Source organism: Pseudoalteromonas sp. JC28 (assembly GCF_013319255.1).
Classification (GTDB): domain Bacteria; phylum Pseudomonadota; class Gammaproteobacteria; order Enterobacterales; family Alteromonadaceae; genus Pseudoalteromonas.
Genome location: NZ_QOKX01000005.1, coordinates 389,299 through 412,793, shown reverse-complemented (window position 1 = coordinate 412,793; position 23,495 = coordinate 389,299). Strand labels below are relative to the sequence as shown.

Sequence of the window (23,495 nt, the reverse complement as noted above, 5' to 3'; positions counted from 1 at the left end):
TATCTGTACTGGATTTTTACCGAAGTTACACTGTAATTCCAGTATTCGTTCACAAATGGGATTGACACATGACCATGACACACAACCAATGGCAAGCATTACCCCAATTGCTCACTGAATTTTCTAAACTTACCGAGGCATTTATACAGTCTAACAATAGCCGTCCAGTCGCAGGTCGAGATACTGCTCCGCCCGACCTAACACTCACAGAGTCTGGAATTGCATTTGAATCACTAATAGAGATTTTTAGTAAACAAGTAGTGCCAAACTTAAGCACCAGTATTGGACCTAGGTATTGGGGATTTGTCACCGGCGGCGCAACACCTGTTGCCACCTTTGCCGATTGGCTAGTGTCAACCTATGACCAAAATGTCTCAAAAGGCGATGGCTCCATTGCGACCAGTATAGAGCGGCAGGCCATTCGCTGGCTAACCGAATTATTCGACCTACCAGCAAGCTTTGATGGTCTTTTTACTACAGGGGCGACAGCAGCAAATTACTTAGGTGCAGTCATAGCACGCCAGTTTGCAGGGCATCAACAAGGGATCAATGTGGCAGAAGAAGGAGCCTTCGGTTTGGAAATTGAGGTTTTTTGCGCGACGCCCCACGCGAGTATGATTAAGGCGCTTGGTCTTGCAGGCCTTGGCCGCAACCAAATCACTAGAATCGCGACGCAAGTAGGCAATGAGGCTACAGATATTGCAGCGCTTGAGTCAGCGCTTGCAACAAGTAACGCCAAAGGAAAAGTTGTCATCGCCAGTGCCGCCACGGTTACTGGCACTAATTTTGATGATTTAATTCAGATCCGCCATTTATGCGATAAACACCAAGCTTGGCTGCATGTTGATGCTGCATTTGGCATTTTCGAGCGTCTGGTCTCTGGCTCAGAAAGTCGCACTAAGGGGCTAGAGTTAGCCGATAGTATCACCTTAGATGCACACAAGTGGCTCAATGTACCATACGACTGCGGTATTTTTCTCACTCGTCATTTGCACTATCTGGTTGAAAGCTGTGATGTTCCAGCGCCTTACTTAGTCACATCAAAAGCCGATCCTGACTTTTTTTCGATGGGTGTAGAAAACTCTCGTCGATTTAGGGCGCTGCCCGTTTGGATGTCATTACTTACGTATGGTAAAGACGGGGTCCGTCAATGGGTAAGCAAAAATATTGCGCAAACTAAACAACTTGCAGACTGGTTTACTGATTCTCCAGACTATGATTTAGTTTATTACGGAGAGCTCAACGTAGTGCTTTTCAAGCCAAGTGGCAAAGATGACGCAGCAACAACCGCCCTTCTTCATGCCATTAATGCGGACGGCCGTATATTTGTCAGCCCAGGGAGTTGGCAAGGACAGAAGGTGATCCGTGCTGCGCTCAGTAATTGGCAAACAGAGCAAGTTGATTTAGACATAGCAAAAAGCGCATTAACCGAATTAGCTAAGGCGCTTTAAGATTATAATATTTGAAGTTAGCTAACGCTGTGATTAGGAGTAATACTTTGCGCCAATTTGCGACTGTATTCCTCAAAATCAATATTGCTTTGCTCACCAAGTCCAGCCACCGCATGAGAAATAAACTGCGGTGGTACAAATAGATAAGTACGTTTTTTAAATTTCCAATGACGCACGATGTGCTTGGGCTGATGCTTGTCTTCATCTAACCCAGCCAACGAAAATAAATCTTGCCAGTCACTCTCGGTATCGCCGGTCGACTGGGCAACGCTTTGTGGTTCGATACTGAGCAAAATTGCCGACGTTTGTGGCACGCCCATCAACAGCTCACCAATAAAAAAGATGCTACCACTGCGGCACAACTGCTGCTGCGCTTCCGTCATCTCAGATTGCTCTGCCATCTTCGCCCTTTGATATTGCATACCATTAAACATGGACTTGGCAAAAGGCAGCTGCTTTTCAGAAAACTCTCGATTTAAGACATGCTGAAACAACGCTTTGCCAAGCGTATTACCTACGCCATCGTGACTAAAAGTGCCTTCTTCCACATTGGTTTCAATGAAAAGCCCTGACTCTACCAAAATATTTTTCACAGCTTGGTAGTTAAATATTGAAAACGGCTTACCCGTCACCGGATTTGTTGTCGACGTCACCGCTTTTGTCATCGCAGCAAAAAACACACTAATATCAACGAATGCACTTTTTAAGTCAGTGTCAAAGCTCTGAATGCTATCCGCCGTTGCACACAACATGATATTACCCGTTTCATTAAACACATAATGTTTAGTAATTGGGGTATATATTGGCTTTGATTGCAGTTTTGACGGTTTATCTTGCTTGCTAAACCAAGTTGAGAACATTTTTTACTCCCAACATTAACTGTCCTTTTTAGTCGTTTTACTGGCTGCTGTGGTTTGCGGCGGTGCGGCTATGACACTTCGCATTGATTCAATCAGGTTATTAAACTCTGGATCTGACATCGCCTCATTGAGCGATGCCGCTTGCTTAACAAAAGCAGGAGGAACGAATAAATAAACAGACTTACAAAGTGTAAGTTGTATCTCCGTATGGCCCCCTTTTAAACAAGGGCCTGCTTGCCACACCGATTTGACATCATTGGCATCCGCTGAGATAACAATTGGCGCAATAGAAATAGCACCGAGTAAATATTCGCAAACAAAAATGATGGTGCCGACCTTTTTGTCTTGACTGTCGGAACTCGCACTAATACTTACCGAGGCTTGCCCCATACCAGCGATCATATCCATCAATGATTTACCTATGGAGGCTAAATTACCACTGAGCCCTAGTAAAGTTTGAATCAACTGGCTCGATAGTGTGACCCCTGTCTGTTTACTCTCAAACTGAATATTACTCTCTGTCACTTTGACAAAAAGACCTGAACTTGAGACTAATTTATTGAGCGCGTCATAGTCATATAAACTCGTGCCTGACTCTGCCATCGCCTTGGTTAAAGCAGCAAAAAATACACTCACTTCACCAAACGCATTTTCAGCTTCTTGCGGCAATACACTTCCACCTGCGGTACTGTTTAGCGTACTTGCGATAAATAAGTTGCCGGTGGCATTCACTACAAATTGTTTAGTCGCTGGCACTTCATTGCTGTTTGTCGTCGTTAAATTAGCGGCTCTGGTTTGTGCATTACTCACAACAGTGCCGGGTTGAGGTGTTGACATACTCGTTCCTTAGATCTTGGTCTAGCAGATATTCTTCTTATGTCGATTTAGTGTAGTCGCATTTTCAATTACTTAAAATTTACTTTTGTGATTTTTTACAACCCAACCTATGTCGTAAAAACAGCACTAAAATAAACTGGTGGGCGTACCCTGATGATGTAACAACTGCCACTTATCATTTTGCTCGACCCATAAAGATGATCGATAGGCATGCTCTGAAAGCGTGCCATCAGTGTTCCGCCATGCGGAGCGATAAGTAAGAAGCAAAGCGTCACTATTCATATAAGCACAGTGAAACTGCTCTGCTACTACCTCCCCATCTGGCCATTCTTCTTCATTCATTAAGCATAGGATCTGGCCTAAGTTATATTGGCTTCCAGAGCGTCCAACCTCAATAAATTGAGGGTGAAGGAGTTCGCGACACAGCGCCATATTATGCCTATTTTCTTTGCGGTGAAGCGCACACTCCTTCGCGATCACTTGCTTAATAATTGACGTTGAACACATCAGAGCAGGCTAAGGCTGTTTATCAAATACGATGACGCCCTCAGGGATGGTATACCAGTCTTGCTTTTCACTAACCCATGCATGGGCCGTCGGTTGAATAAGGCGAGTATCGTCCAAATTACTTGGTTTGAGTTTAATTGAATTCGGCTCTGCTGGATTAAAGTGGTAAATGCGATTGCCGCAAGTTGGGCAAAACTTAGCTCCGCTAACGTTACCGCTGTCAGCAGGGCGTCGCCATTCCTTCATCGGACCCGAAAATTCAATATCGTCTTTATCAACAATGGCTGTAATGCTAAATGCGCTGGTTGACAGTTTTTGGCAAGCCTTACAATGACAGGCGACCACCATTTTAGGTGCTGCTTTTAACGTGTAGCTTACTTCACCACATTGGCACGAGCCGTTAATTGGAAATGTCATAAAATATCCTTGCTTAAGTTCGGTCTAACTTCATTGGAACAAATCTAATACCGTTTTTCTGTGCTTCTTGCCCTGTCGCCTGAAAACCTAGCGCAAGATAAAACGATGCTGCATTAAGCGATGAACATAGCGAGATTTGAGCTGCGGATGTACTCGCTAACACAGTATCTAATAACTGCCGGCCAACCCCTTTACCTTGAGCTGACTTAGCAACAAATAAATGGGTGAGGTAGTTACCGTCTCTTAATAAAGCAAACCCGATCAGCTCACCGTTTATCAACGCCTTGGCACCGACAAAGTTGGCGTTGCACATGACTTGAGTTACTTCAGGTATTATTTCGTTTAGATAAGTGTCTTTGCCAAGCTGCGAAAAATTCGGTAAGACGTCAGCCTCTGAGACTTCACGCATTAACCTTTCGATGGCATCCGCATCCTCGCCCTGAATCGCATTGATGGTAATCTTCACTTATGACCTTTTGATTTATTGCGTGCTTACATTTCTGGCAAACATTATCCCAAAAAAGCAATGCATTGCCGCTAGGCTAAATATTAACTTACTTAAACTGGCATCGAAAAACCAAATGCCAATAGCAAATACGGGATGCATAGCAACCATTACCCACCAGCACACTCGGCCAATGTTGTAGAGTGGGTAGCCATGTTTCTTTTGGAAATTTAATAACCCAAACGCCCAAGGCAACAAAGTCCAGACAAGTGACATACAAAGCAATAGCGTCACAACAACCTTAATTAATACTTCCCCGAGCATCTATAACCCCTCAAGTGAGGTACGCAAAACCTCTTGAGGTTTAATATTGAGCCCATCGCGTCCAAACGCAAAACTATCTCGCTTATAGCGGGGGAAAATATGCAGGTGATAGTGGCTCAATTCGTTAAAATGCCCGTTGTTTTGCACCAGCGTAATCCCATCTGGGGAAAATTTACGCTCAATTCGCACATAAAGGTCACGCGCAACGCGGTGGATTTCAGCCAGTATGGATTCAGGGACCTGAAGAAGCGTTTCATAAGGGGATTTGGGGCAAATTAAGATATGGCCAAAGTTTATGGGGTCATGATCGGCAAACGCAATCACCTGCTCTGATTCATATACAATAACCGCTTCAATATCTCTAGCAACTATCTGTTCTACAATCGTCATCAGCTACTTCTCCTTAACCTGATTACATAGAGTAATGTACCTGAGCGACTCTCTTCCTGCCAGTGATATATTCTATTTTCTCCTTTGTTAAGTGAATAATTTTCAAGCCCAAATTAACTCACAACCTATTTAAACCAGTTACATTATTCAATGAATAACCCTACAAGGAATACAACATGTTAAAAACGTTAGTTACGGTGGCTTTATTAGCTTCTGAAAGCGTAGCCAGTGCCGCAAATCACGCAGCGACCCATCATGCGATTCATTATGAAGGACGCGTCAGTAAAAACCATGCCGATGGCAGTGTGAATTTTAATTGGCCGGGTAGCCAGCTGCATACTAAGCTCACTGGTCGTGCCTTTCATATCGAGTTGATGGGCTATGGCGATCAATTCGATGTATTGATTGATGGCAAATTTACAAAAAAGCTAAAGACCAACGCCAATGGTGTTGCGGAGACCTTCACGCTATTTGAAAGTACAAAGACAGAAACCGTCACAATTGAACTCGTTAAACGCTGGGAGCACTACGAACACAATACCCAGATCCTAAGTGTTGATGTGAATGGAGTGAAATTCTTGATTTAAGTAACGCGCGTAAAGCATTTCCGTATATGAGCGCGCAACAGCTGGGAGCCAGTTTTACCCAAGTTTCATACTCAGGTTTAGGCTTAATTCGAAATTGGGGCGGCAATCAACCACATCATACGTTGCGTAGTTACTACGACAAAATGTCAGCAGTATTTACCTACAACACTGACTTTGAAGACAAGTTTCCACAGCTTATCGTCATTGAAGTAGGCACCAATGACTTTGCACCAATGACTTTGCACCAATGACTTTGCACCAATGACTTTAGTACCGATCCAACCCCTGCAGAGCCTTGGCAAACTATTGATGAAGTCAAAACGCAGTGGGTAAAAACGATGGTCGTTTTCACCAAACAGCTGCGTGTAAGATATCCTGCAGTCCCCATTATTTATATGCCTCGTCCGGCATATCCATATAATTTTATTATTCCAGCAACTCACGATGCAATTGCAAAGCTTAATCAGCAAGATATCAGTAAACTATACAGTCATACATTCGACTCACCATTAGAAGGCTGTGTGTGGCATCCAACCGCTTCAGAGCATCAAGACATTGCTGAGAAACTCGTTACCTTTATCAAGCAGCAAGCACTTCTCTGAGCATATGTTCAGCGTTATTCAGTGAGATTAAGCTCGATGTACTGAATAACACGCAAACCATTTACAAACTTTCACATTGTTTTTTATACAAAAATTCACAACAAAAAATCAACTCACCCGCTTTAAAAACAAATTAATGAGAACGATTTTTATTTGTAAAAATAATACTTGTTGAGATTTATACTTTTTCAACACGTAAAGCCGGTACTTTGAACGACCTACATTAATTTCACTTTTCACAACAAAAATCACCAAGGATAACCTTTTGGCAATAACTCCCCTCTTTTCAAGCACGCAAAAACATGATTAATATCGTTACGTTATAACATTTTTAAAAATAATCATTTGTATCAAATAAATGATGGTTCTTTTCACATTCGTTTTTGCAGTTGGAATAACAAAATGACAAGGTCACTCCTGACAGTTAGCGTGCTTAGTAGCTTATATTCTTCACTTAGTGTTGCCGAACAATCCATTGAAACAATTGATGTGCATGGCACTCGCGCGCCTCTTTACAGCACGAGAGACGTGAACGCTTCGGCGTTGGGGATGAAAGATCCACAGCTTCTTCCTATTTCCATTCAATCATTTTCTGAAGAACTGATCAGCAATCAAAGAGTAAAAACGCTAGGCGAAGTGCTTGCCAACGATGCTTCTGTTCAAAATACCTCAATTGGTACGGTTTTCGACTTTGTGAGTCTGCGTGGCTTTCAACTAGATTGGACTAACGGTCTAAGACGCGACGGTTTAGCGCTTGCCCCCTACCAAGATGTACCGCTAGAGAATATTCAGCGCATTGATATCGTTAAAGGCCCGTCAAGTCTCGTATCAGGCTTTAACAACCCCGGCGGTACCATCAACTATGTGACAAAGCGCCCTACCATGGACGCCTTTTTGGATGTCACAACAGAAGTACGTAGCCGTGGAGGAAAGTATTTACACATCGACCTCGGTGGGCCAATTTCCGAAGAGCAAACGCTCGGCTATCGTATTAATGCCGCAGCAGAGAAAAACGGTGACTTTACCGGTGGTGATGACTTAGAGCGCTATTTCTTTAGTGCAGCACTGGATTGGCAAGTCTCAGACCGCCTATTTATCCGATTAGACGGCGATTACCAAGACAAAAGCACTGTATCACAGCCTTTGATAGGACTTGCCAGCGACCCCAATGATCCTGACCGTAAAATATTACCGCCCTATGTCGACACCAGTGATGTATTGCTCGGACAACCTTGGGCAAAGTATCAAACCGAGTCATATAACCTTGCCGCACGTGCTGATTTTTGGTTGAACGACTCCTGGCAATGGGTAAACCAAGCTGCGCTTTCTGGTAATGACAGGTTTACCGTTTTTCCTGATATCTACTCGGTTGATACACAAGGTAATGTGCTGTCTGCCGCTATCCACATTACCCCAGACGAAACGTATGACACACTCTCCGCACATAGTTTTGTCAGCGGTCAACTTACCACCGCTGCAATTGAACATGAGCTAGTCGTCGGCGTTAGTATTCGTGATTATGAGTCAAAGGATGGGCGTTGGTTTGAGTTAACCAACCCCGTTGGCAATATTTTCAATCCAATTCATAGCAGTAAACCGCAGTTCCCTGATTATCCAGAACCAACCAAAACTGAAGCCTCTGAAAGCGCGTTATTTATCACAGATACCTTGCACTTTAACGATGTATTTTATGCCACCTTAGGGCTGCGTCATATTCAATACAAAAAAGAGCAAACTCTACCTAGCCAAACTAAAACCACGCTAGACGACCGAACTTTTAATACCCCCATCATAGGTCTTAACTACAACCCAAGCGATCAGCTCGCGTTTTATGCCAGTTACTCAGAAGGCGCGGGGGAAGGCGGCGTTGCAGTCATCGGCAGCGGTGCAATAAACGAGGGCGAATCACTCGGCCCACAAGAAAGCGAACAAATTGAAGCTGGCATAAAATACCAAACGGACACCATGAACTACTCGATAGCCGTCTTCGAAATAGAAAAAATGTTGGAGTACCACAATCACATTACTAACTATTTCGTGCAAGACGGTGTCCAGTCACATAAAGGTATTGAGCTCAATGCTAGTGGTTCATTGGCTCACGGTCTTGCAACCGTAGCATCCATCACCTTGATGGACCCCAGCTTAGATAAGCTCGACGGCGAGCCCGCGCTTAATGGCAACACCCCAGCCAATGTGCCTGAATTTCAAGCAAATCTCTATGTCGACTATCAGCTGCCATTTTGGGAGGCGTTAAGCATCAATGCGGGTATTTTCCATGTTGGTGAGCGCGAACAAAACGTCAATAACACGCTAAAGCTACCAGCCTACACGCGCTTCGACTTGGGCGCTAAATACCACTTTACTGACATTAACACCACGCTACGACTCAAGGCCGAAAACCTGTTCGACAAAGAATATTGGCTATCTGGCGGTGCCAAAGGCATAGACTGGGGAGTCGCTCCCGGTCGTGGCCGCACCTTTATCGCCTCATTAAGCGTGAGCTTTTAAGGATAATTCATGACTACACCTGTTATTCAAATCAATAACCTGCAAAAGCGCTTTGGTGAATACCAAGCGTTACAGGGATTAAACTTGAGCGTACATCAAGGTGAAATTCTAGCGCTGCTAGGCCCAAATGGTGCAGGTAAAACCACCACGATTAATTGCTTACTGGGCTTTTTACAACCGGATGCCGGGGAAATCACCATCGCTGGAATTAATCCACAACATGACGTAGTAACGGCAAGGCAGCAACTGGCTTATATTCCCGAACAAGTCGCGCTCTATCCGCGACTTAGCGGACTTGAGAATCTCGCGTATTTCAGCAAAATGGCCAGCATAGAAAAGACCGACGAGGCCTTTCGCACACTGCTCAGTGAAGTAAAACTGCCAAGTCACGCTGTAGACAAACCCGTTGCAACCTATTCAAAAGGGATGCGACAAAAAGTGGGCATAGCCATTGCCCTCGCAAAACAAGCCAAGGCATTGATCTTAGATGAGCCTACATCAGGTCTTGATCCTTCAGCCAGCCATGAATTTAGCCAGCTCATTCAGTCATTAGCAAAGCAAGGCGTTGCGATTTTAATGGCGACCCACGACTTATACCGCGCTCAAGAAGATGCTCATCGCGTGGCAATTATTAATCAAGGGCAATTAGTCGATACCTTAGTCTATGAACAACTGCAAGAAGTCCAACTTGAATCCGTTTACCTCAAACATATCAAGGTGGGTGTCTGATGTTTCAAACGACATTAAAAAAGGAATGGCTCGATACCAAGCGACAGGGACAAGCGCTTTGGCTTGGAGGCATTGCAGTATTGCTGCTCTTGCTTGCCTGCTTGACCGGTTTTAAAAGCCACCAAAGCTATCAGCAAGCCGTCACGGAAGTGTCCCAATCAGAGCAATTACGCTGGTTAAATCAAGGTGAAAAAGGTCCCCATTCCGCCGCCCACTACGGTATTTATGTGGTCAAACCCACCACCCCATTGGCTGCACTCGACGCGGGATTACAAGCATACCAAGGGAATGTGTTGAGGCTTGAGGCTCATATTCGCAACGATAGCATGTTTAGAAGTGCGCAAGATAACTTGCCGATGTCACGTTTTGGTAGCTTATCACCCGCCTTTGTGCTGCAAGTGTTATTACCGCTATTGATTATATTAATTGGCTACCCACTACTTGCCCGAGAGCGTGAGCAAGGCACCTTAAAACAACTGCTCGCATCGGGCGCAAACCCAGCTAAGTTGTTTATCGCCAAATGTGCGCTGCTTTTTGCTATTTCTTGCTTATTTTTATTGCCTGTCGCGCTTTTTTTACTTTATAGCCAAGTAACAAGCGCGGAGCCTCATACACTCAGAAGTGGGCTATTTTTACTATTTTATTTGGTTTACTTATTGCTTTGGTCGTTACTCACCACCACGCTTTCAAGTTTACTTCCAACGGCAAGGCGCGCATTGGTAGCGCTATTAACCATTTGGGCCCTTACAACACTTTTACTACCAAAACTGGCGATGAATATCGCAACCACCATTCATCCGCAAGGTTCAGGTCAAGCGTTTCAAGCAAAGCTTGAAAGTGAGGTTTATACCGAGGCACGAGTTGAAGCAATCGCAAAGTTCAAACAACAAACATTGACTCAATATGGTGTTAGCAATGTGGAAGACTTGCCCTTTGACTATGCCGGAGCGCAACTCCAATTTGGTGAACAATACGCTGATAAAATCTTTGACCGCTTATTTTCAGCGCGTTTAGCTCAACTAGAAGCGCAATCACAAAGCTATCAACTTGCAGGAATGTTAACGCCGTTTATCGCGATACAAACGCTGTCGATGGCCACCGCAGCCAGCGACTTTACCCACCAGCAAGCATTTGAGAATGCGGCAGAGCAGCACCGCCGCCTGATGCAAGAGGTGCTTAACTTTAATCAAAGAGATCACGGTCACAAGGCGGACGGACATTACACCGCGGGCGAGGAATTATGGCAGCAGATCCCAAAGTTCGCATTCCAATACCCTAATTTCATTCGTTACCTGCCTCACTACGTTATCAGCCTGTTTAGCCTGAGCTTTTGGTTGATTGTGCTGGTGTTATTGAGTTTCTTCGCGATTAAAAAACTGCGCTTGGAGGAGCAAAGATGAAACGCTTAATGTTAGCTACTGAGTTTAAAAACCTCTGGCGAGAAAAGCTCGTACTCGCGCTGTTTGTGACCACTACCATGCTTGCACTAGTGGCATTTTTTAACGCCCATTACTTTGCTAAAAAACAGCATGGCGTGGTACTTGCCGCACAGCAAATGCAGCAACAGGCCATCCAAGATGCCAAAGCTGGATTACCCGAAAGAGTCGCCAGTACAGCAGACTATAAATGGTGGGAAGACCCATACGACCTGCGCGGGCAGGCTTTTTACTTAATGCAAAATTACGCCACCAAAACCCCGCTTGCAACGTCGCCAATCGCAACAGGGCAAGCCGACGTATTACCTTACTATTTTAAGATGCTAATCAAAGAAAAACAGCACATCGTTCATCAATATGACTATGTTCATCCGCTATCTCTGTTGTTAGGCCAGTTCGATTTAAGTTTTGTAATTGTCTACTTACTGCCATTGCTCATTATTGGCATTTGCTTTAATGCCTTGGCAAGTGAACGCCAAGATGGGCAGCTAAGACTACTGATGCTGCAAAGAGGCAGTGCGACCCGCCTTCTGACCTATCAATTATTGCTGCGAAGCGCGTTAATTGTGCTGCCATTTTTAAGTATTAGTAGCCTGCTTTTAATAACAATACGAGAGCAGCTAGGAGTGGTTGAACTGCTGAGCTATAACCTTATCGCACTATGTTATTCTGGGTTTTGGATTGCCTTAACCGCTTGGGTAAATAGCAGAGCTAAAAGTGCAGCAAACAACGCAGCTACCTTAGTCACCTGTTGGCTTGCCTTGGTGATTGTGGTTCCAGCTTTGGTCAATACCAGCATCGCTTTGCTTGACCCAACCCCTTCACGAATTCACTATATAGATAGCCTCCGTGTCGCTAGCGACGATGCCCAAAAAGCGAGTGAAAAGACCTTAGCTCAGTATTTTCAAGATCATCCAGAACTTGCGAAGAATGGCAGTGGTTCCAGCGATTACGCAACCAAAAAAATCGCCACCATTAATTCTGTTGAACGCGCAATGGCGGCCGAAGATTTACGCTTTTTAACTGCGCAACAAGCACAGCAACATAATGCACAAAAGCTACAGTATCTCTCCCCCGCACTCATCGCACAAACACTGCTGGTTGATTTAGCGGGCAATGGATTAGCACGTCATCACGCCTTCATGGCGGAAGTTGAAGCTCATCATCAAGCACTACAAGGTTTCTTTGCCAACGAAATTGCCAAAGCCAACCAAAGAGGAGACTTTGCTCCTTGTGAGGGTTGTAGCGCCAAGCCAACGCTCACGGACTTAGCTGATATTCCTCAATTTAGCAGTGACTTTGCCACACCAGTGAACAACTACACGCCATTAATCTGGTTGCTGCTCCTAGCCGCCGGCCTGCTCCTTATAGCAAAACGCCGTGTCAACAAGATAGACAGTGCAAACAACAAAGAGGTGTTAGTCGTATGAGTGATGCCTTCACTGCAAAATTGCATCCGCAAACGCAGAGCCTGCTCGCGGAGCACCAAGCCAAGTTATTTGAATGGGCGGCAGCATTGGGAGCGCCGCTACATTTAGTGTTTCCTCAGCGTTTTGCGGAAAATATCGAAACCCTGCAAGCTAACTTAATAAAGCTCGGGCTTGAACATGAGATTTATTTTGCCAAAAAAGCCAACAAAGCCCAATGTTTTACTCAAGTCGCGTCCAATCACGATATAGGAATAGACGTGGCTAGTGTGCAAGAGTTTGAACTTGCCCTAAGCGGTGGTATTCAAGGTGTAAAAATTGGTGTATCTGGTCCGCATAAATCAGATGCACTACTTAGCTTAGCGCTTGTGCATCAAGCACTTGTCGCCATAGATTCAAGTGCTGAGTTAAGCTCCATCATTACACTGGCCCGCCAGCGAAAGCGCCCAGCGCAAGTGCTACTGCGTTTACAAACACAACCAACTAAAGCCTCACGCTTTGGTAGTTCACTGTGCCAGCTTACGCCGCTATTAGCACAGTGTCGAGAATACAAGGAGTGGGTAAGCTTAGAAGGATTTAGCTGCCACTTAAGCGGGTACTGCCCACAAGCACGTGGCGAGAGTATCCATACTTTAGTCGGTGCGATAGACGAGGCCAAGCAAATGGGACTGTCGCCATCAAAAGTGAATATTGGCGGTGGCCTGCCCGTCTCCTACTTACAGAATGAGCAGTGGCAACAAGCCTTGGACTTTGAATGCTTTTTTGCAGATAAAACCTTTGCAGGATTTTATCCCTACCATAACAAACAAAGCCCTGCGGACACCTTACACGCTATTTTGGCAGTGAAGAACGCGCATGGACAAACCGCATTAGCGGCATTACGCCAAAGGAACCTTACATTGATGCTTGAACCTGGGCGCGCACTGCTCGAAGAGGCTGGCATTAGCTTGTTTAAAGTGCAAGGGACAAAGCCGCACCTAGGCACATCAGACTGTTATATCGCTACACTTTCGGGCTCGAGCTTATCACTGTCAGAACAGTGGTTTGAAAGCGAATACTTGCCGAGTCCGCTGTTACTCACGGCACATTCAAACCGCAAACAAGGAACGTATCGCGTGGCTTTTGGCGGCGCAACCTGCCTAGATAACGACATGATAAGCTGGCGGTTTATCCCCTTGTCGCAACTACCGCAGCGCGATGACCTAATGGTTTACCTCAACACTGCAGGATATCAAATGGATTCAAATGAATCTGAATTTCACTCTATGCCATTGCCACGAAAAATCGCCGTAACGTGGGAGCACAACAGACTTTCTTGGCAACTACTTAGCTAGAAAAACCCCAACAACACAACGTAAAGGAGCCTATTTATGAACATAAATGTGCAGCATTCGCTCGCCTCGACATTATCCCTAACCCCCTATTTAAGGGTTTCGCAAAGTATTGGTAATACCCCGCTAATGCAGTTTTTAAGTCTACCAAACGGTAGCAAACTGTTCCTTAAACTTGAGCAATTTAACCCCACTGGTAGCGCTAAGATCCGAATGGCGAAGTCTATGTTAGATGAAGCAGAAGCCAGTGGCCAACTGAAGCCAGGTGGCTGGGTCGTTGAGTCAACTTCTGGCAATACCGGCGTTGGTCTTGCGCTGCTTGCAGCGGAGCGTGGCTATCGCTTTACCGCACTTGTGGATAACCATGCGGCAAAAGAGAAAATTAGTAATATGAAAGCCTTTGGCGCGGAAGTGATCTGCGTTAGCGAAGCTGGAGACGACAGCCTATCTACTGATATTCGCGATGCAATGGCCGCGAAGCTGGCACAAGAGCAAGGCGCATTTTGGACCGCCCAACACAATAATTTTGCCAATAGCCGCGGTTATACAGGACTTGCGCAAGAGGTCTTTCATGAACTTGGTGAACACATTACTCACCTTGTCGGTGCGGTTGGCACAGGTGGGTCGCTATGCGGCACAACAAGGGCTTTGCGCGACTTAGGTTGTCATCACCTCACAACGATTGGAGTTGAACCTGTAGGGTCTGTGATTTTTGGTGGACCAGGACTGAATTATCATCAGTCAGGAACGGGGACGCCGGAAGGCGCTGAGATAGGTCCCGTTATTGAGTATGAACTTATCGACAAAGGCGTGAAGGTATCTGACAAACAAGCGTTTAATACCGCCAGGTACCTTGCCAAGCACTACGCCCTAATGGTCGGTGGCTCGGCAGGTGGGGTTATATACGAAGCAGTACAGGCGTTAAAAACCGCCCCCGCCGATAGCTTATTTGTGGTACTCGTTTGTGACGGTGGCGAGAAGTATCTCGATACGGTATTCAATGATGATTGGATGGCAAAACACGACCTTATCGACATTAACATCGAGCAAGAGCTCGATGACCTATTAACGCAATATAAACCTGCCGCGAGAGCCTAACCATGACCCAACAAACTGTTCTGCCGATACTAAATGAAGCCCGACTGGCGCAACTTGATTTTCCCTATAGTAAAGTCATTGAGGTGGTGGAAAATGCCTTTCGTTCACTGCACCACCCTGACTCTGCCAACCCACTCAAAGTGATTATGACGCCACAAGATGGTCGATCCATTGCCTATAGTATGGCTGGCCGAGATGCCGCAAGTAATACCGTAGGGTTTAAGGTCGTCTATGAATACGACCCAGACAGAAGTCGCAACCAATATCAATTCTATTCCTTTATTTTCCTTTGCGATGATGCCACAGGCCACCCTGTGGCCCTAATGGATGTAAAAGAACTAGGTCCTATGCGCACATCAGCCACCTCCGCCTTGTTCGCAAAATATGCCGTTCATTCAGATGCTAAAAATGCGTTGGTTGTAGGCACCGGTGTTCAAGGGCAAATCGCTTTACCAATGCTGGTCACGGCATTACCACAACTCACAAATCTAACCGTTCATGGCAGCTATCAAGCAGGTTTGGAAGTGGTTCAGCAAAAACTAAAGGAGCATCACCCACAGCGACAAGTTGCGGTATCACAAGATTTAGAAGCTTCAGTAAGACAAGCCGATGTGATCCTTGCCGTTACTGGGTTATCCGCCAAAGAGAACATAAAATATGAATGGTTAAAACCCGGCGCTGTGGTGATTTTAGTTGGCTATGGGATCGAAAAACCAGTGCTACACCGAGCTGATAGATTGCTCACAACGGATGCAGAACAAATGAAGGTCACCGGAGACGATTTATTAGACGAGAACGATAAGCTACCCGCCGTTGATGCGACATTGACGGAAATACTAAATGGTGAAAAGCGGGCACGAACCCACCCTGATGAAATTATCTTTGTCTATAACAGCGGCATGATCATTACTGACGTGGCACTCGGAAGAGCGGTTGCAGACTTTGCCATCACACAAGAAAACGTGGAGGAAGTAACGTTATGGTAGCTTCAGCGCGCGCCGATATTTTTAAAGTAAGTCAGCTCGCAGGGCCGCTTATTCTGACCAATCTGCTCTACGTGGCAATTGCAACGATAGATCTTATCATGCTCGGTATGTTGAGCCCGTTAGAACTGGCTGCTGGCGGCCTCGCCATTGGTATTTTTAATCAATTTAGAACCATGGGAACGGGCGTAGTCACGGCAACGGGTAATCTGGTATCTGATGCAATCGGCAAGGCTAAACTAGATCAGATCACTCCTCTTTTTAACGCCAGCATGCTTATCGGAACATTTTTGGGTCTGCTATTCGCCGCCGCGATGTTTGCCATAGAGCCATTTTTAAGGTTTATCGGTACATCCGAGGCAATTGCCAATTTGACGACCCAATATTTAACCGTTGTCGCTTTGGGCTTATTACCCTGTTTTTGGTTTCAAAGCGTGCGGCATTTTAGTGTTGGATTGAAAAGACCAGGGCCATTGATGTTAATAACGGGTGTATCTGTTGTACTCACTATCGTGCTCAATTACGGTCTAATTTTTGGTCAGTTTGGCCTACCACAACTCGGCTTTGTGGGGGTTGCAGCCGCCACGTGTATCGTGCTGTATTTATCGTTTTTACTGTTTGTACTATTTGCCAAGCGCGATGACGTACTCAGCCCCTACCTCACTATAAAGTTTTGGCAAACCGACCGTGAAGCACTTAGTAAAACATGGAAAATGGGCGTGCCAATTGGCGCAACTTACGGGCTTGAAGCTGGTTTTTTCACCGTGCTTGCGTTGTTTGTGGCAACACTCGGCGTAAATGCCTTAGCCGCCCACAACGTGGTAAGCCAAATGGTGTACATCGTATTTATGGTATCTGCTGGCATTTCATCTGCTTGTTCTATTTACATCAGCGAAGCCAATGCTGCGGGGGACTTTCATCATGCAAAACGCATCGGCAATTTGGGGATTATTTGCGGTGCCGTGGTCATGTCTGTTTTCGCCTTAATCTATTTATTCACACCCGAATTTGTACTGCGGCCATTTTTAAGTGCAGAAGAATTACAAAACTCCGATGTCGTTGTTATCGCTATAGAGCTACTCGTTATTGCCGCCTTTTTGCAGTTTTTTGACGCGTGGCAAAATATCGGGCTCGGTATCCTGCGTGGACTTGGCGATGTTAAAAGCACCCTAATGCTGTCTTTAATTGGTTATTGGTGCATTGGTCTTCCCGGTGCGTGGTTATTTCAAGAATTTTTCTCTTTGGGTATTTTGGGCGTTTGGTACGCCTTAATGTTAGGACTTGCGGTCACAGCGCTATCTGAGATTTGGCTTTTTAATCATAGGGCTAATCGTTTACTTGAGCCCACATCACTCAAGGAGCAAAACGCATGACAACGACAATGCCAAACCCAGCCCGCAAGGAAGTCATTGCACTACCGCCCTATGGTGCGGGACAAACCATTGAGCAAGCAGCAGCGCGTAATCTCCACCCCAATATGATAAACCTCTCGGTGAATGAAAACCCTTTAGGGCCAAGTCCTGCTGCGCTTAATGCTTTTAAAGCACAACTGCATACCGCTAGCTGCTATCCAGACAGCCAATGCACTGAGCTAAATGAGCAGCTGGCAACTAAACTTAACGTTGCCAGAGAACAAATTGTACTCGGCAATGGCTCTGAGGATGTACTCTCAATGCTGTGTAAAGCTTTCCTCAGTCAAGGCGATAAGGTGTTAGTGGCCAAGCCTACCTTTGCGCTTCATGGGATTTACGCCAATATGATGGGGGCAAAGGTCCTAGAAGTGCCGATGCAAAGCGATTTATCCTATCGAATTGATGATTGGCTCGATGCTATCGCATGCCACCCAGATTTAAAAATGCTTATGCTTGCTAACCCATCCAACCCCATAGGTTGTACGTTTGATGCCAATAATTTGCAGCGCCTCATTGATGCCTGTCCGCTCAATACGGTTATCGTCATTGATGAAGCGTACTGCGAATATGCCCAAGGCCATAAACAGTTTGTCGATAGCTTAACACTACTTCAAACACAGCCTCGTCCCTACGCGGTATTACGGACTTTTTCCAAAGCCTATGGTCTTGCAGGGCTTAGAGTGGGCTACGGCGTAATGACAAATGCCCAATTGGCGGATTATCTGCACCGCGTACGTACACCGTACAATGTAAATCGACTAGCACAACTTGCTGCGATTGCGGTATTGCAAGATCCCTCCTATTTGGCAGACACGGTCACGCAAACGAATCGCGAAAGGGAAAAACTCAGCGCCGCCCTCACCGAGCTGGGTTATTTTGTCGCGCCAAGTCTAGCCAACTTTTTATTTATTGATGTCAAGCAGCCGTCTGCGCATGTCGCATCTTTGCTGCTGCAACAAGGAATAATGATAAAACCATGGCTAGAATCAGGTTTTGATCATTTTGTAAGAGTAAGCATCGGACTGCCGGAGCAAAACCTTAGGGTGCTTGAAGCCTTTAAACAGTTGTAAGTATCGCCCTCTGTGAGGGCTTTTAAGCACAAGCTGCCTGCTGATTTAAATGGTAAAGTACTTGGCTGTCGGCCTTATGAGTAAATAAGGTCGACTTTTCTGGAAAGTACTTGCCTGCTTTGGCAGCAGCAAAGATGTCTTCAATTATGGGGGCGCGACAGATGGCGGTTACAATATGAGCGTCATCACTTAGCTCAACTTTATTTTTAGACCACAGCTCCTCAAACGCTGGCAGTGCCTGCAGTGCTCTACGCAACTGGGTCTGAATAAGATAAGAATCGCTTTTCGCGCGTTGGAGAGCAAAACATAAAGCAGCTTTCCCCAACCAAATAGTATAATCGCCCTCAGTCTCCGGGGATTCACAGATATCAAAATCGCTAAGGTGCTGTTTGAATTTAGTAACATCTACAGCTTGTGTGTAAGATGCCTGCACCGCGAAACTCGTTATCACCGCATCTTGCTGTGGAACTAACCATGCCATCATCCGAGATTGAGGCGCATGACGTTGGCTGGCAGCAAACATCCTGTGATGTCCATCAGCAATTAGCCATTGTTGGTGCATTGCGATCTGCTGTCTGAATTCTTGTAGCACGTGACGATTTTCAACAGCATAGAGGCGATGAGTACACTCACCGCAATCACTGTGCCACTGCGCAGTTTCAACACATTCCGCTTGCCATCGCACCTTGTCCAAATTAAGTTTTCCGACCAAAAGACACGGGGGTAAGAGCAACTTCTCGAGCTGAACACGCTTTTTCAGCGCCATAGCATGGGTAACCGAAACCGACTCGTGAGGCAGAATCGCTTGCTCAGGTAACACTGAAACGTCAAGCTCGGCCAAAATGCCTGTAACCAAAATACCACCTTGCTCCACTTGGTAAAGATGAAGTGGTCCATCCGTTATTGTGATCATAAAATAAACCTTGCACCATTTTAGATACAATATAACATACCATAAATTGAGTAACATCAAGTTTACATGACAATTTATACTGACTTGTTTAGTGTGGTTATTGCTTTGCCTCAATAATCAGAAAAAATTCAGTAAGTTTGCTTTAACTTACTGAGCTTTTTGTATTACAGATTTGGTGACAACGAGAGTTGATAATCATCAAAGTGTACTTCAGCCTGTTTTTGATGTTGAACCGTAACACTAGGGGAAGCGATAAGAACTTGACCCTCAGAAGATAAGCTGTAAATCTCGGTCACTATTTTCACTTGGTTTTCTTGTTCAATTTTTGAGGTGAGGCGAATTTTTAGCTTATCTGAAAATACAATCTCGCTGAATGCGCCTTCGTCATTCAAAACCTGAACATCAGCCAGCGTTTGTCCCTGAGAGGTTAGCATAAGGTCAACCATCACGGGCTTAGCTGACGCCGTTAAGGTAAAAACACTTGCAGCCATCACAGCAGTACCTGCAAAAAATGCCGCAGCTTTGCGTGTTAATTTGGCACCTTTTAGCTTAGGCTGATGTTGAATTTCTATCACCTTAACTTCATAAACCGCAGCAAGTGCTTTTATCGACTCGAGCGATGCCGTCCCTGACTTTTCGATACGTTGTATGGTTCGCAGGCTTAGCCCAGAAACCTGTGCCAATTCGGATTGACTCCACGCCCGCTCTACTCTTTTCGATTTTATAAGTTGTTTGTTAATTTGCATTTCCATGATTGGTCTCCTGTATTAGTTAGCTCAACTATACTCGGAGACCTTCCTACTGATTACGCCACTTAGGCGACATAGGTATGTCAACTCTATGACATTAAAGAATAAATTAAAACTCTTTCACTGTGTTCTGACACATAACGTTTAAGAGTTAAGCATTAATGATATTTTCACTTAATATTGGCAAATCAATTTACACAAATACTAAATGGACATTTCATCGAGTTGTTTCACCATCGACTTTAGCTCATTAACTGTGACTTTTTCTGCACTAAACTCTTTGCTAAGATTTTGCTGGGCTGCTGCGAAAAGCGGCTCAGCTGTTAGTGAGTTTCCAAGCTTTTCGTGCAATAATCCGATACGGATGTAAGTAAATGCTAAAATATTGGGCCCCAATTCAGCACGAACGCTTGAGGACTCCGCTTGATTCAAAAGCCTAGCCAACGATTCTAAAGCATAGATTCCACTTTCAATTGAGCCATCTTTATATTGCTGAAATGATATTTCAACCTCATTTTTAATAAAATCCATTTCCATATCTTCTGCATAAGCTGCTGTTGTATTGAGTGTAATTAAGCCGCATATGCCTATTAAACATCCTTTAATCATCGAATTCTCCTTAGCCCGTTGTAACATTTATTTTTAGAGTTCGTACCTTTTATAGCAAAAAAAGTTTACTGTGTACATTTTATCATCTTAAGGATGAGTTATTATTGAGCGGGTTTAATTACTGATACAAACGCCAGCTTCTCTATTCCATGTGTTGGCAACCAACGTTTAAACTCAATAAATCCATACTTTTGATAAAGCGCTATGGCGGGGATATTTGCGCTAGCTGTTTCAACTATTACCTTCTCCGCACCCAACTCAGCTAACGCAAAATGCAGTAATTTACCCGCAATCCCTTTGCGAAAATAACTGGGATCAACGGTCAGGCTATCTATTTCTAGCGTTTTCTCAACAATGACAATTTCAATGACAGCGGCAAGATTTTGATTTTCAAAATATCCATAAAAGTGACTCGTCGCACCGCATATATCTTCTATCGTTCGAGATAAAGGCGGAAAATAACTCGCCCCAATTAACTCTGCTTCTATTTTGTATGAGCGTTGAAATACATTGAAAATCTCTCTCGCCACCAACGCATCGCGATTGTTTAATTTTTGGATCATATATTCCGCTTCATAAAAGCGTTCCCACAATTGTACCAATTGATGACCAAAAAAGTATCAATCTCTTGGTTAAAACACAACGCAACCAGTTGAAAAATTTCCAAGTTTCACGGAAATACGATATAAATGGATCAGGATCATTGCTTTTATTAATATCAAGGAGGTGCCCTATGTCGTTAGCTAAACACACACTCGATTTATCACTAACGGATAAAGTTTGGTTCAAATATGTAACTCTAAAAAACAAAAATGAATTGAACGATAACTCTCAAGTATCACTCAAATCTATCGCAGCGCTGGGCATGCTTTCCGGTGGCGCTGAGTTTTTATTTGCATTATTAGTCTTCGCCTTGGCTATCACAGCGTCGTTTATTGATGGCGAGTACCCACGCTACCTTGCCTTTCCTGCTTGTTTAATCGCATTTTTAATTATCTTTTTCACTAAAAGAGTCATGCTGTACAAAAAATTTGGCTTTGGCTCTCAATGGGTGATGGACGTGTCGAAAAACCAATTAACCATTTCGCCCAAAGCAATAAAAACAAAGGTAACTGGTACGCAAAAAATTGCTAGAGAAGATATTACTGAAATCACCTTTCATTACTTACTATTAAAAGACCGCAAAGGCGGAAGAATAAAAACAACGGCCAATTTATGCTTTGCCGAAATCTTATTAAAAGATGGTACAAAAGTAGAACTCAATGGCACTCGGATCGGTTTTTTTGACTTACTCTACTTACTTATATTCTTTGATTATCCCTTAGTTTATCGAAATACGTCTGCAGGCGGCAGCTCTGATATTGCCATCATTTTACTCAGGTTACTCTCCCTTTCTGCCATTGCCGCCGGTCTTGCTAAGCTTGCGCTGAATTAAAAAAGTTCGCGCTTATTCTCGTTTAAATTGAGTAATAAGCGCTTCTCCTTTGTCGCCATTGATTTTCTCAATGGCCTCGAGCATTTCAATGATCCGTTGACGGTCAAACGGGTTAGTGATGGTATTGCGCACATCGTCGATGATGGCCTCTAGATAATTAAATAAACTTTCCGTCGCTTGTTGACCCGCACTTGAGCGAAACAGTATATTTTTAAACGCTTCCAACACATTAACCATGACATAGCCATCGGTCTTTGCATAGTTTCTTATCGGCGTAAAATTATCATGCAGTAATTCATCAAAAGACGCTTCGTGAATATATAAAAGCGGCTCATTTTTAGCGTGTTTAAAGGAGTAGTTCACATCGCAAATATCCAAACGCTGGATAAGTAAAATACTCAGCATATCAATCGCCTTTACCGCAGTACCGGGGTCATTAATCCCTGGGCTCATGGCCTTCACTGCAATCTCCGAGATTTGTGTTAAACCATAGCGATAATGGTCGCTGATGTACTCTTCAACATAAAAAATAAAACAGCCAAGTAACGCATCCTGTAGCGCCTCATTTTCACTAAGATCCTTATTACACTTAAGAAACGGATAGCCTTTAACGGTAAAAAACCCTTGTTTAACTGCAATATATATTTTTAAGTCATGTTGCTCGCACAACCCGCACAGTTTGTCACTGTGTACTCCCTTAAAATATCCCTCTTCTGTGCTGGGTAAATTATGCCAACTCGAAAAGTCAGGAAAGTTATCAAAAGGCTGTTCTTGCTGTTTGGTGATAATATTCTTCATCTCATTCTTGGTGTTGTTAAACAGGTCATTTAGCACATTATCGACCTGTATGGCGCGGGAGATTGAATGGATAAAAAATACAAAAAAGCCTAATGAGATCAGTCCAAACACCAGCGAAAGTAAAACCCCTAACGCCGGGATCCCAGTTTCACCATTGCCCACGCCACGAATGTTTATCAGCATAATGATGGCATAAATGATACTGCCGAGATAAAACCCCAATACCAACTGGTGTGACTTTCTGGTGATAAGGCCCGGCAGAACTCTGGGTGACAACCCTGCACTGGCATTATTCAGCACAATCATCACCATTGAAAAACTAAATACCGTCAATGAGATGATACTCCCCACAAGCACACTTAAAATGGTTCTGGCATTCTCTTCACTGTCGACAAGTACAATCGCTATAAGCTCCTTAAAGTTGCTGATAGGAGCTGCATATTCAAGTGCAGTGGTTATAAGCGCGAAAATGAAAAATGCAACTGCAAGTAAAGAGGGGTAGAAACCGATACTACTTATCAGTTCGCGATAATTTTCGGCTAACTTGCGAGGTGTGAACATTGCTATCCTTACACTT

General features: G+C 44.5%; 26 protein-coding genes. 14 read left to right on the top strand and 12 right to left on the bottom strand.

Annotation, left to right across the window (positions count from 1 at the left end; all coding sequences use genetic code 11):
* Positions 1 to 68 precede the first annotated feature (68 nt).
* On the top strand, positions 69 to 1,451 hold the full coding sequence (locus tag DS891_RS13800) for a pyridoxal-dependent decarboxylase (protein WP_174170081.1): 1,383 nt from the start codon (positions 69 to 71) through the stop codon (positions 1,449 to 1,451).
* A 17-nt stretch (positions 1,452 to 1,468) separates the two neighbouring features.
* Here the strand turns inward: DS891_RS13800 and DS891_RS13795 are convergent, their stop codons facing one another.
* The 7 genes from DS891_RS13795 to DS891_RS13765 all read right to left on the bottom strand — a co-directional run bounded on the left by DS891_RS13795 (position 1,469) and on the right by DS891_RS13765 (position 5,231).
* Positions 1,469 to 2,311 (bottom strand): hypothetical protein, encoded by an 843-nt coding sequence (locus DS891_RS13795; RefSeq protein WP_102057051.1) that lies wholly within the window; start codon positions 2,309 to 2,311, stop codon positions 1,469 to 1,471.
* 15 nt (positions 2,312 to 2,326) lie between these two features.
* Positions 2,327 to 3,148, bottom strand: a complete 822-nt coding sequence (locus tag DS891_RS13790) for a hypothetical protein (RefSeq protein WP_010605150.1) — start codon at positions 3,146 to 3,148, stop codon at positions 2,327 to 2,329.
* A gap of 126 nt (positions 3,149 to 3,274) precedes the next feature.
* On the bottom strand, positions 3,275 to 3,655 hold the full coding sequence (locus tag DS891_RS13785; protein WP_102057052.1) for a DUF4440 domain-containing protein: 381 nt from the start codon (positions 3,653 to 3,655) through the stop codon (positions 3,275 to 3,277).
* Between the two features lie 9 nt (positions 3,656 to 3,664).
* The gene (locus tag DS891_RS13780) at positions 3,665 to 4,072 is read right to left on the bottom strand and encodes a GFA family protein (RefSeq protein ID WP_010605152.1); all 408 of its coding nucleotides are present in this window, start codon (positions 4,070 to 4,072) and stop codon (positions 3,665 to 3,667) included.
* Positions 4,073 to 4,085: 13 nt separating this feature from the next.
* Positions 4,086 to 4,538 (bottom strand): GNAT family N-acetyltransferase, encoded by a 453-nt coding sequence (locus DS891_RS13775; protein WP_174170080.1) that lies wholly within the window; start codon positions 4,536 to 4,538, stop codon positions 4,086 to 4,088.
* Between the two features lie 15 nt (positions 4,539 to 4,553).
* The gene (locus tag DS891_RS13770) at positions 4,554 to 4,841 is read right to left on the bottom strand and encodes a hypothetical protein (protein ID WP_174170079.1); all 288 of its coding nucleotides are present in this window, start codon (positions 4,839 to 4,841) and stop codon (positions 4,554 to 4,556) included.
* The gene (locus DS891_RS13765) at positions 4,842 to 5,231 is read right to left on the bottom strand and encodes an HIT family protein (RefSeq protein WP_010605155.1); all 390 of its coding nucleotides are present in this window, start codon (positions 5,229 to 5,231) and stop codon (positions 4,842 to 4,844) included.
* Between the two features lie 176 nt (positions 5,232 to 5,407).
* Between DS891_RS13765 and DS891_RS24565 the strand changes: the two genes are divergently transcribed.
* The 12 genes from DS891_RS24565 (at position 5,408) to hisC (ending at position 18,414) form a co-directional block, all read left to right on the top strand.
* Positions 5,408 to 5,818 (top strand): hypothetical protein, encoded by a 411-nt coding sequence (locus DS891_RS24565; RefSeq protein ID WP_254605872.1) that lies wholly within the window; start codon positions 5,408 to 5,410, stop codon positions 5,816 to 5,818.
* Positions 5,819 to 5,844: 26 nt separating this feature from the next.
* Entirely contained in the window at positions 5,845 to 6,069 is a 225-nt protein-coding gene (locus DS891_RS24560; RefSeq protein ID WP_254605870.1) for a hypothetical protein, read from the top strand.
* 87 nt (positions 6,070 to 6,156) lie between these two features.
* Positions 6,157 to 6,420, top strand: a complete 264-nt coding sequence (locus DS891_RS24555) for a hypothetical protein (protein ID WP_254605868.1) — start codon at positions 6,157 to 6,159, stop codon at positions 6,418 to 6,420.
* Positions 6,421 to 6,822: 402 nt separating this feature from the next.
* The gene (locus DS891_RS13755; RefSeq protein ID WP_174170078.1) at positions 6,823 to 8,928 is read left to right on the top strand and encodes a TonB-dependent siderophore receptor; all 2,106 of its coding nucleotides are present in this window, start codon (positions 6,823 to 6,825) and stop codon (positions 8,926 to 8,928) included.
* Positions 8,929 to 8,937: 9 nt separating this feature from the next.
* Positions 8,938 to 9,657: an ABC transporter ATP-binding protein gene (locus tag DS891_RS13750; protein WP_039497249.1), complete on the top strand. Its 720-nt coding sequence runs from the start codon at positions 8,938 to 8,940 to the stop codon at positions 9,655 to 9,657.
* Positions 9,657 to 11,057, top strand: coding sequence for a DUF3526 domain-containing protein (locus DS891_RS13745; RefSeq protein WP_174170077.1), 1,401 nt, complete (start codon positions 9,657 to 9,659; stop codon positions 11,055 to 11,057). The genes DS891_RS13750 and DS891_RS13745 overlap by 1 nt, the downstream gene beginning before the upstream one ends.
* The gene (locus DS891_RS13740; RefSeq protein ID WP_174170076.1) at positions 11,054 to 12,523 is read left to right on the top strand and encodes a DUF3526 domain-containing protein; all 1,470 of its coding nucleotides are present in this window, start codon (positions 11,054 to 11,056) and stop codon (positions 12,521 to 12,523) included. The genes DS891_RS13745 and DS891_RS13740 overlap by 4 nt, the downstream gene beginning before the upstream one ends.
* Positions 12,520 to 13,854 (top strand): alanine racemase, encoded by a 1,335-nt coding sequence (locus tag DS891_RS13735; protein WP_174170075.1) that lies wholly within the window; start codon positions 12,520 to 12,522, stop codon positions 13,852 to 13,854. The genes DS891_RS13740 and DS891_RS13735 overlap by 4 nt, the downstream gene beginning before the upstream one ends.
* A gap of 36 nt (positions 13,855 to 13,890) precedes the next feature.
* On the top strand, positions 13,891 to 14,949 hold the full coding sequence (locus DS891_RS13730; protein WP_174170074.1) for a cysteine synthase family protein: 1,059 nt from the start codon (positions 13,891 to 13,893) through the stop codon (positions 14,947 to 14,949).
* Positions 14,950 to 14,951: 2 nt separating this feature from the next.
* A complete protein-coding gene (locus DS891_RS13725; protein ID WP_174170073.1) occupies positions 14,952 to 15,935 on the top strand; it encodes an ornithine cyclodeaminase in 984 nt (327 codons plus the stop codon).
* Entirely contained in the window at positions 15,929 to 17,305 is a 1,377-nt protein-coding gene (locus DS891_RS13720) for an MATE family efflux transporter (protein WP_174170072.1), read from the top strand. The genes DS891_RS13725 and DS891_RS13720 overlap by 7 nt, the downstream gene beginning before the upstream one ends.
* Entirely contained in the window at positions 17,302 to 18,414 is a 1,113-nt protein-coding gene (gene hisC / locus DS891_RS13715) for a histidinol-phosphate transaminase (RefSeq protein WP_174170071.1), read from the top strand. The genes DS891_RS13720 and hisC overlap by 4 nt, the downstream gene beginning before the upstream one ends.
* Before the next feature lie 22 nt (positions 18,415 to 18,436).
* Here hisC and DS891_RS13710 read toward each other — a convergent pair whose 3' ends face one another.
* From DS891_RS13710 to DS891_RS13695, 4 genes are all read right to left on the bottom strand, one after another.
* Positions 18,437 to 19,327, bottom strand: a complete 891-nt coding sequence (locus DS891_RS13710; protein ID WP_174170070.1) for a DUF1015 family protein — start codon at positions 19,325 to 19,327, stop codon at positions 18,437 to 18,439.
* Positions 19,328 to 19,491: 164 nt separating this feature from the next.
* On the bottom strand, positions 19,492 to 20,079 hold the full coding sequence (locus tag DS891_RS13705) for a helix-turn-helix transcriptional regulator (RefSeq protein ID WP_102057064.1): 588 nt from the start codon (positions 20,077 to 20,079) through the stop codon (positions 19,492 to 19,494).
* Between the two features lie 201 nt (positions 20,080 to 20,280).
* Positions 20,281 to 20,685 (bottom strand): hypothetical protein, encoded by a 405-nt coding sequence (locus DS891_RS13700; protein WP_174170069.1) that lies wholly within the window; start codon positions 20,683 to 20,685, stop codon positions 20,281 to 20,283.
* 101 nt (positions 20,686 to 20,786) lie between these two features.
* A complete protein-coding gene (locus tag DS891_RS13695) occupies positions 20,787 to 21,248 on the bottom strand; it encodes an N-acetyltransferase (protein ID WP_174170068.1) in 462 nt (153 codons plus the stop codon).
* Between the two features lie 65 nt (positions 21,249 to 21,313).
* Here DS891_RS13695 and DS891_RS13690 point away from each other — a divergent pair, with 65 nt between their 5' ends.
* Positions 21,314 to 22,120 (top strand): hypothetical protein, encoded by an 807-nt coding sequence (locus tag DS891_RS13690; protein ID WP_254605866.1) that lies wholly within the window; start codon positions 21,314 to 21,316, stop codon positions 22,118 to 22,120.
* Positions 22,121 to 22,132: 12 nt separating this feature from the next.
* Here the strand turns inward: DS891_RS13690 and DS891_RS13685 are convergent, their stop codons facing one another.
* Positions 22,133 to 23,479: a DUF2254 domain-containing protein gene (locus tag DS891_RS13685; RefSeq protein WP_174170067.1), complete on the bottom strand. Its 1,347-nt coding sequence runs from the start codon at positions 23,477 to 23,479 to the stop codon at positions 22,133 to 22,135.
* Positions 23,480 to 23,495: the final 16 nt, after the last annotated feature.

Excerpts from the sequence above, each read along its gene's own strand:
- DS891_RS13800 (WP_174170081.1), top strand. The coding sequence starts at position 69 with ATGACCATGACACACAACCAATGGCAAGCATTACCCCAATTGCTCACT.
- DS891_RS13795 (WP_102057051.1), bottom strand. The coding sequence starts at position 2,311 with ATGTTCTCAACTTGGTTTAGCAAGCAAGATAAACCGTCAAAACTGCAA.
- DS891_RS13790 (WP_010605150.1), bottom strand. The coding sequence starts at position 3,148 with ATGTCAACACCTCAACCCGGCACTGTTGTGAGTAATGCACAAACCAGA.
- DS891_RS13785 (WP_102057052.1), bottom strand. The coding sequence starts at position 3,655 with ATGTGTTCAACGTCAATTATTAAGCAAGTGATCGCGAAGGAGTGTGCG.
- DS891_RS13780 (WP_010605152.1), bottom strand. The coding sequence starts at position 4,072 with ATGACATTTCCAATTAACGGCTCGTGCCAATGTGGTGAAGTAAGCTAC.
- DS891_RS13770 (WP_174170079.1), bottom strand. The coding sequence starts at position 4,841 with ATGCTCGGGGAAGTATTAATTAAGGTTGTTGTGACGCTATTGCTTTGT.
- DS891_RS13765 (WP_010605155.1), bottom strand. The coding sequence starts at position 5,231 with ATGACGATTGTAGAACAGATAGTTGCTAGAGATATTGAAGCGGTTATT.
- DS891_RS24565 (WP_254605872.1), top strand. The coding sequence starts at position 5,408 with ATGTTAAAAACGTTAGTTACGGTGGCTTTATTAGCTTCTGAAAGCGTA.
- DS891_RS24560 (WP_254605870.1), top strand. The coding sequence starts at position 5,845 with ATGAGCGCGCAACAGCTGGGAGCCAGTTTTACCCAAGTTTCATACTCA.
- DS891_RS24555 (WP_254605868.1), top strand. The coding sequence starts at position 6,157 with ATGGTCGTTTTCACCAAACAGCTGCGTGTAAGATATCCTGCAGTCCCC.
- DS891_RS13755 (WP_174170078.1), top strand. The coding sequence starts at position 6,823 with ATGACAAGGTCACTCCTGACAGTTAGCGTGCTTAGTAGCTTATATTCT.
- DS891_RS13750 (WP_039497249.1), top strand. The coding sequence starts at position 8,938 with ATGACTACACCTGTTATTCAAATCAATAACCTGCAAAAGCGCTTTGGT.
- DS891_RS13745 (WP_174170077.1), top strand. The coding sequence starts at position 9,657 with ATGTTTCAAACGACATTAAAAAAGGAATGGCTCGATACCAAGCGACAG.
- DS891_RS13740 (WP_174170076.1), top strand. The coding sequence starts at position 11,054 with ATGAAACGCTTAATGTTAGCTACTGAGTTTAAAAACCTCTGGCGAGAA.
- DS891_RS13735 (WP_174170075.1), top strand. The coding sequence starts at position 12,520 with ATGAGTGATGCCTTCACTGCAAAATTGCATCCGCAAACGCAGAGCCTG.
- DS891_RS13730 (WP_174170074.1), top strand. The coding sequence starts at position 13,891 with ATGAACATAAATGTGCAGCATTCGCTCGCCTCGACATTATCCCTAACC.
- DS891_RS13725 (WP_174170073.1), top strand. The coding sequence starts at position 14,952 with ATGACCCAACAAACTGTTCTGCCGATACTAAATGAAGCCCGACTGGCG.
- DS891_RS13720 (WP_174170072.1), top strand. The coding sequence starts at position 15,929 with ATGGTAGCTTCAGCGCGCGCCGATATTTTTAAAGTAAGTCAGCTCGCA.
- hisC (WP_174170071.1), top strand. The coding sequence starts at position 17,302 with ATGACAACGACAATGCCAAACCCAGCCCGCAAGGAAGTCATTGCACTA.
- DS891_RS13710 (WP_174170070.1), bottom strand. The coding sequence starts at position 19,327 with ATGATCACAATAACGGATGGACCACTTCATCTTTACCAAGTGGAGCAA.
- DS891_RS13705 (WP_102057064.1), bottom strand. The coding sequence starts at position 20,079 with ATGGAAATGCAAATTAACAAACAACTTATAAAATCGAAAAGAGTAGAG.
- DS891_RS13700 (WP_174170069.1), bottom strand. The coding sequence starts at position 20,685 with ATGATTAAAGGATGTTTAATAGGCATATGCGGCTTAATTACACTCAAT.
- DS891_RS13695 (WP_174170068.1), bottom strand. The coding sequence starts at position 21,248 with ATGATCCAAAAATTAAACAATCGCGATGCGTTGGTGGCGAGAGAGATT.
- DS891_RS13685 (WP_174170067.1), bottom strand. The coding sequence starts at position 23,479 with ATGTTCACACCTCGCAAGTTAGCCGAAAATTATCGCGAACTGATAAGT.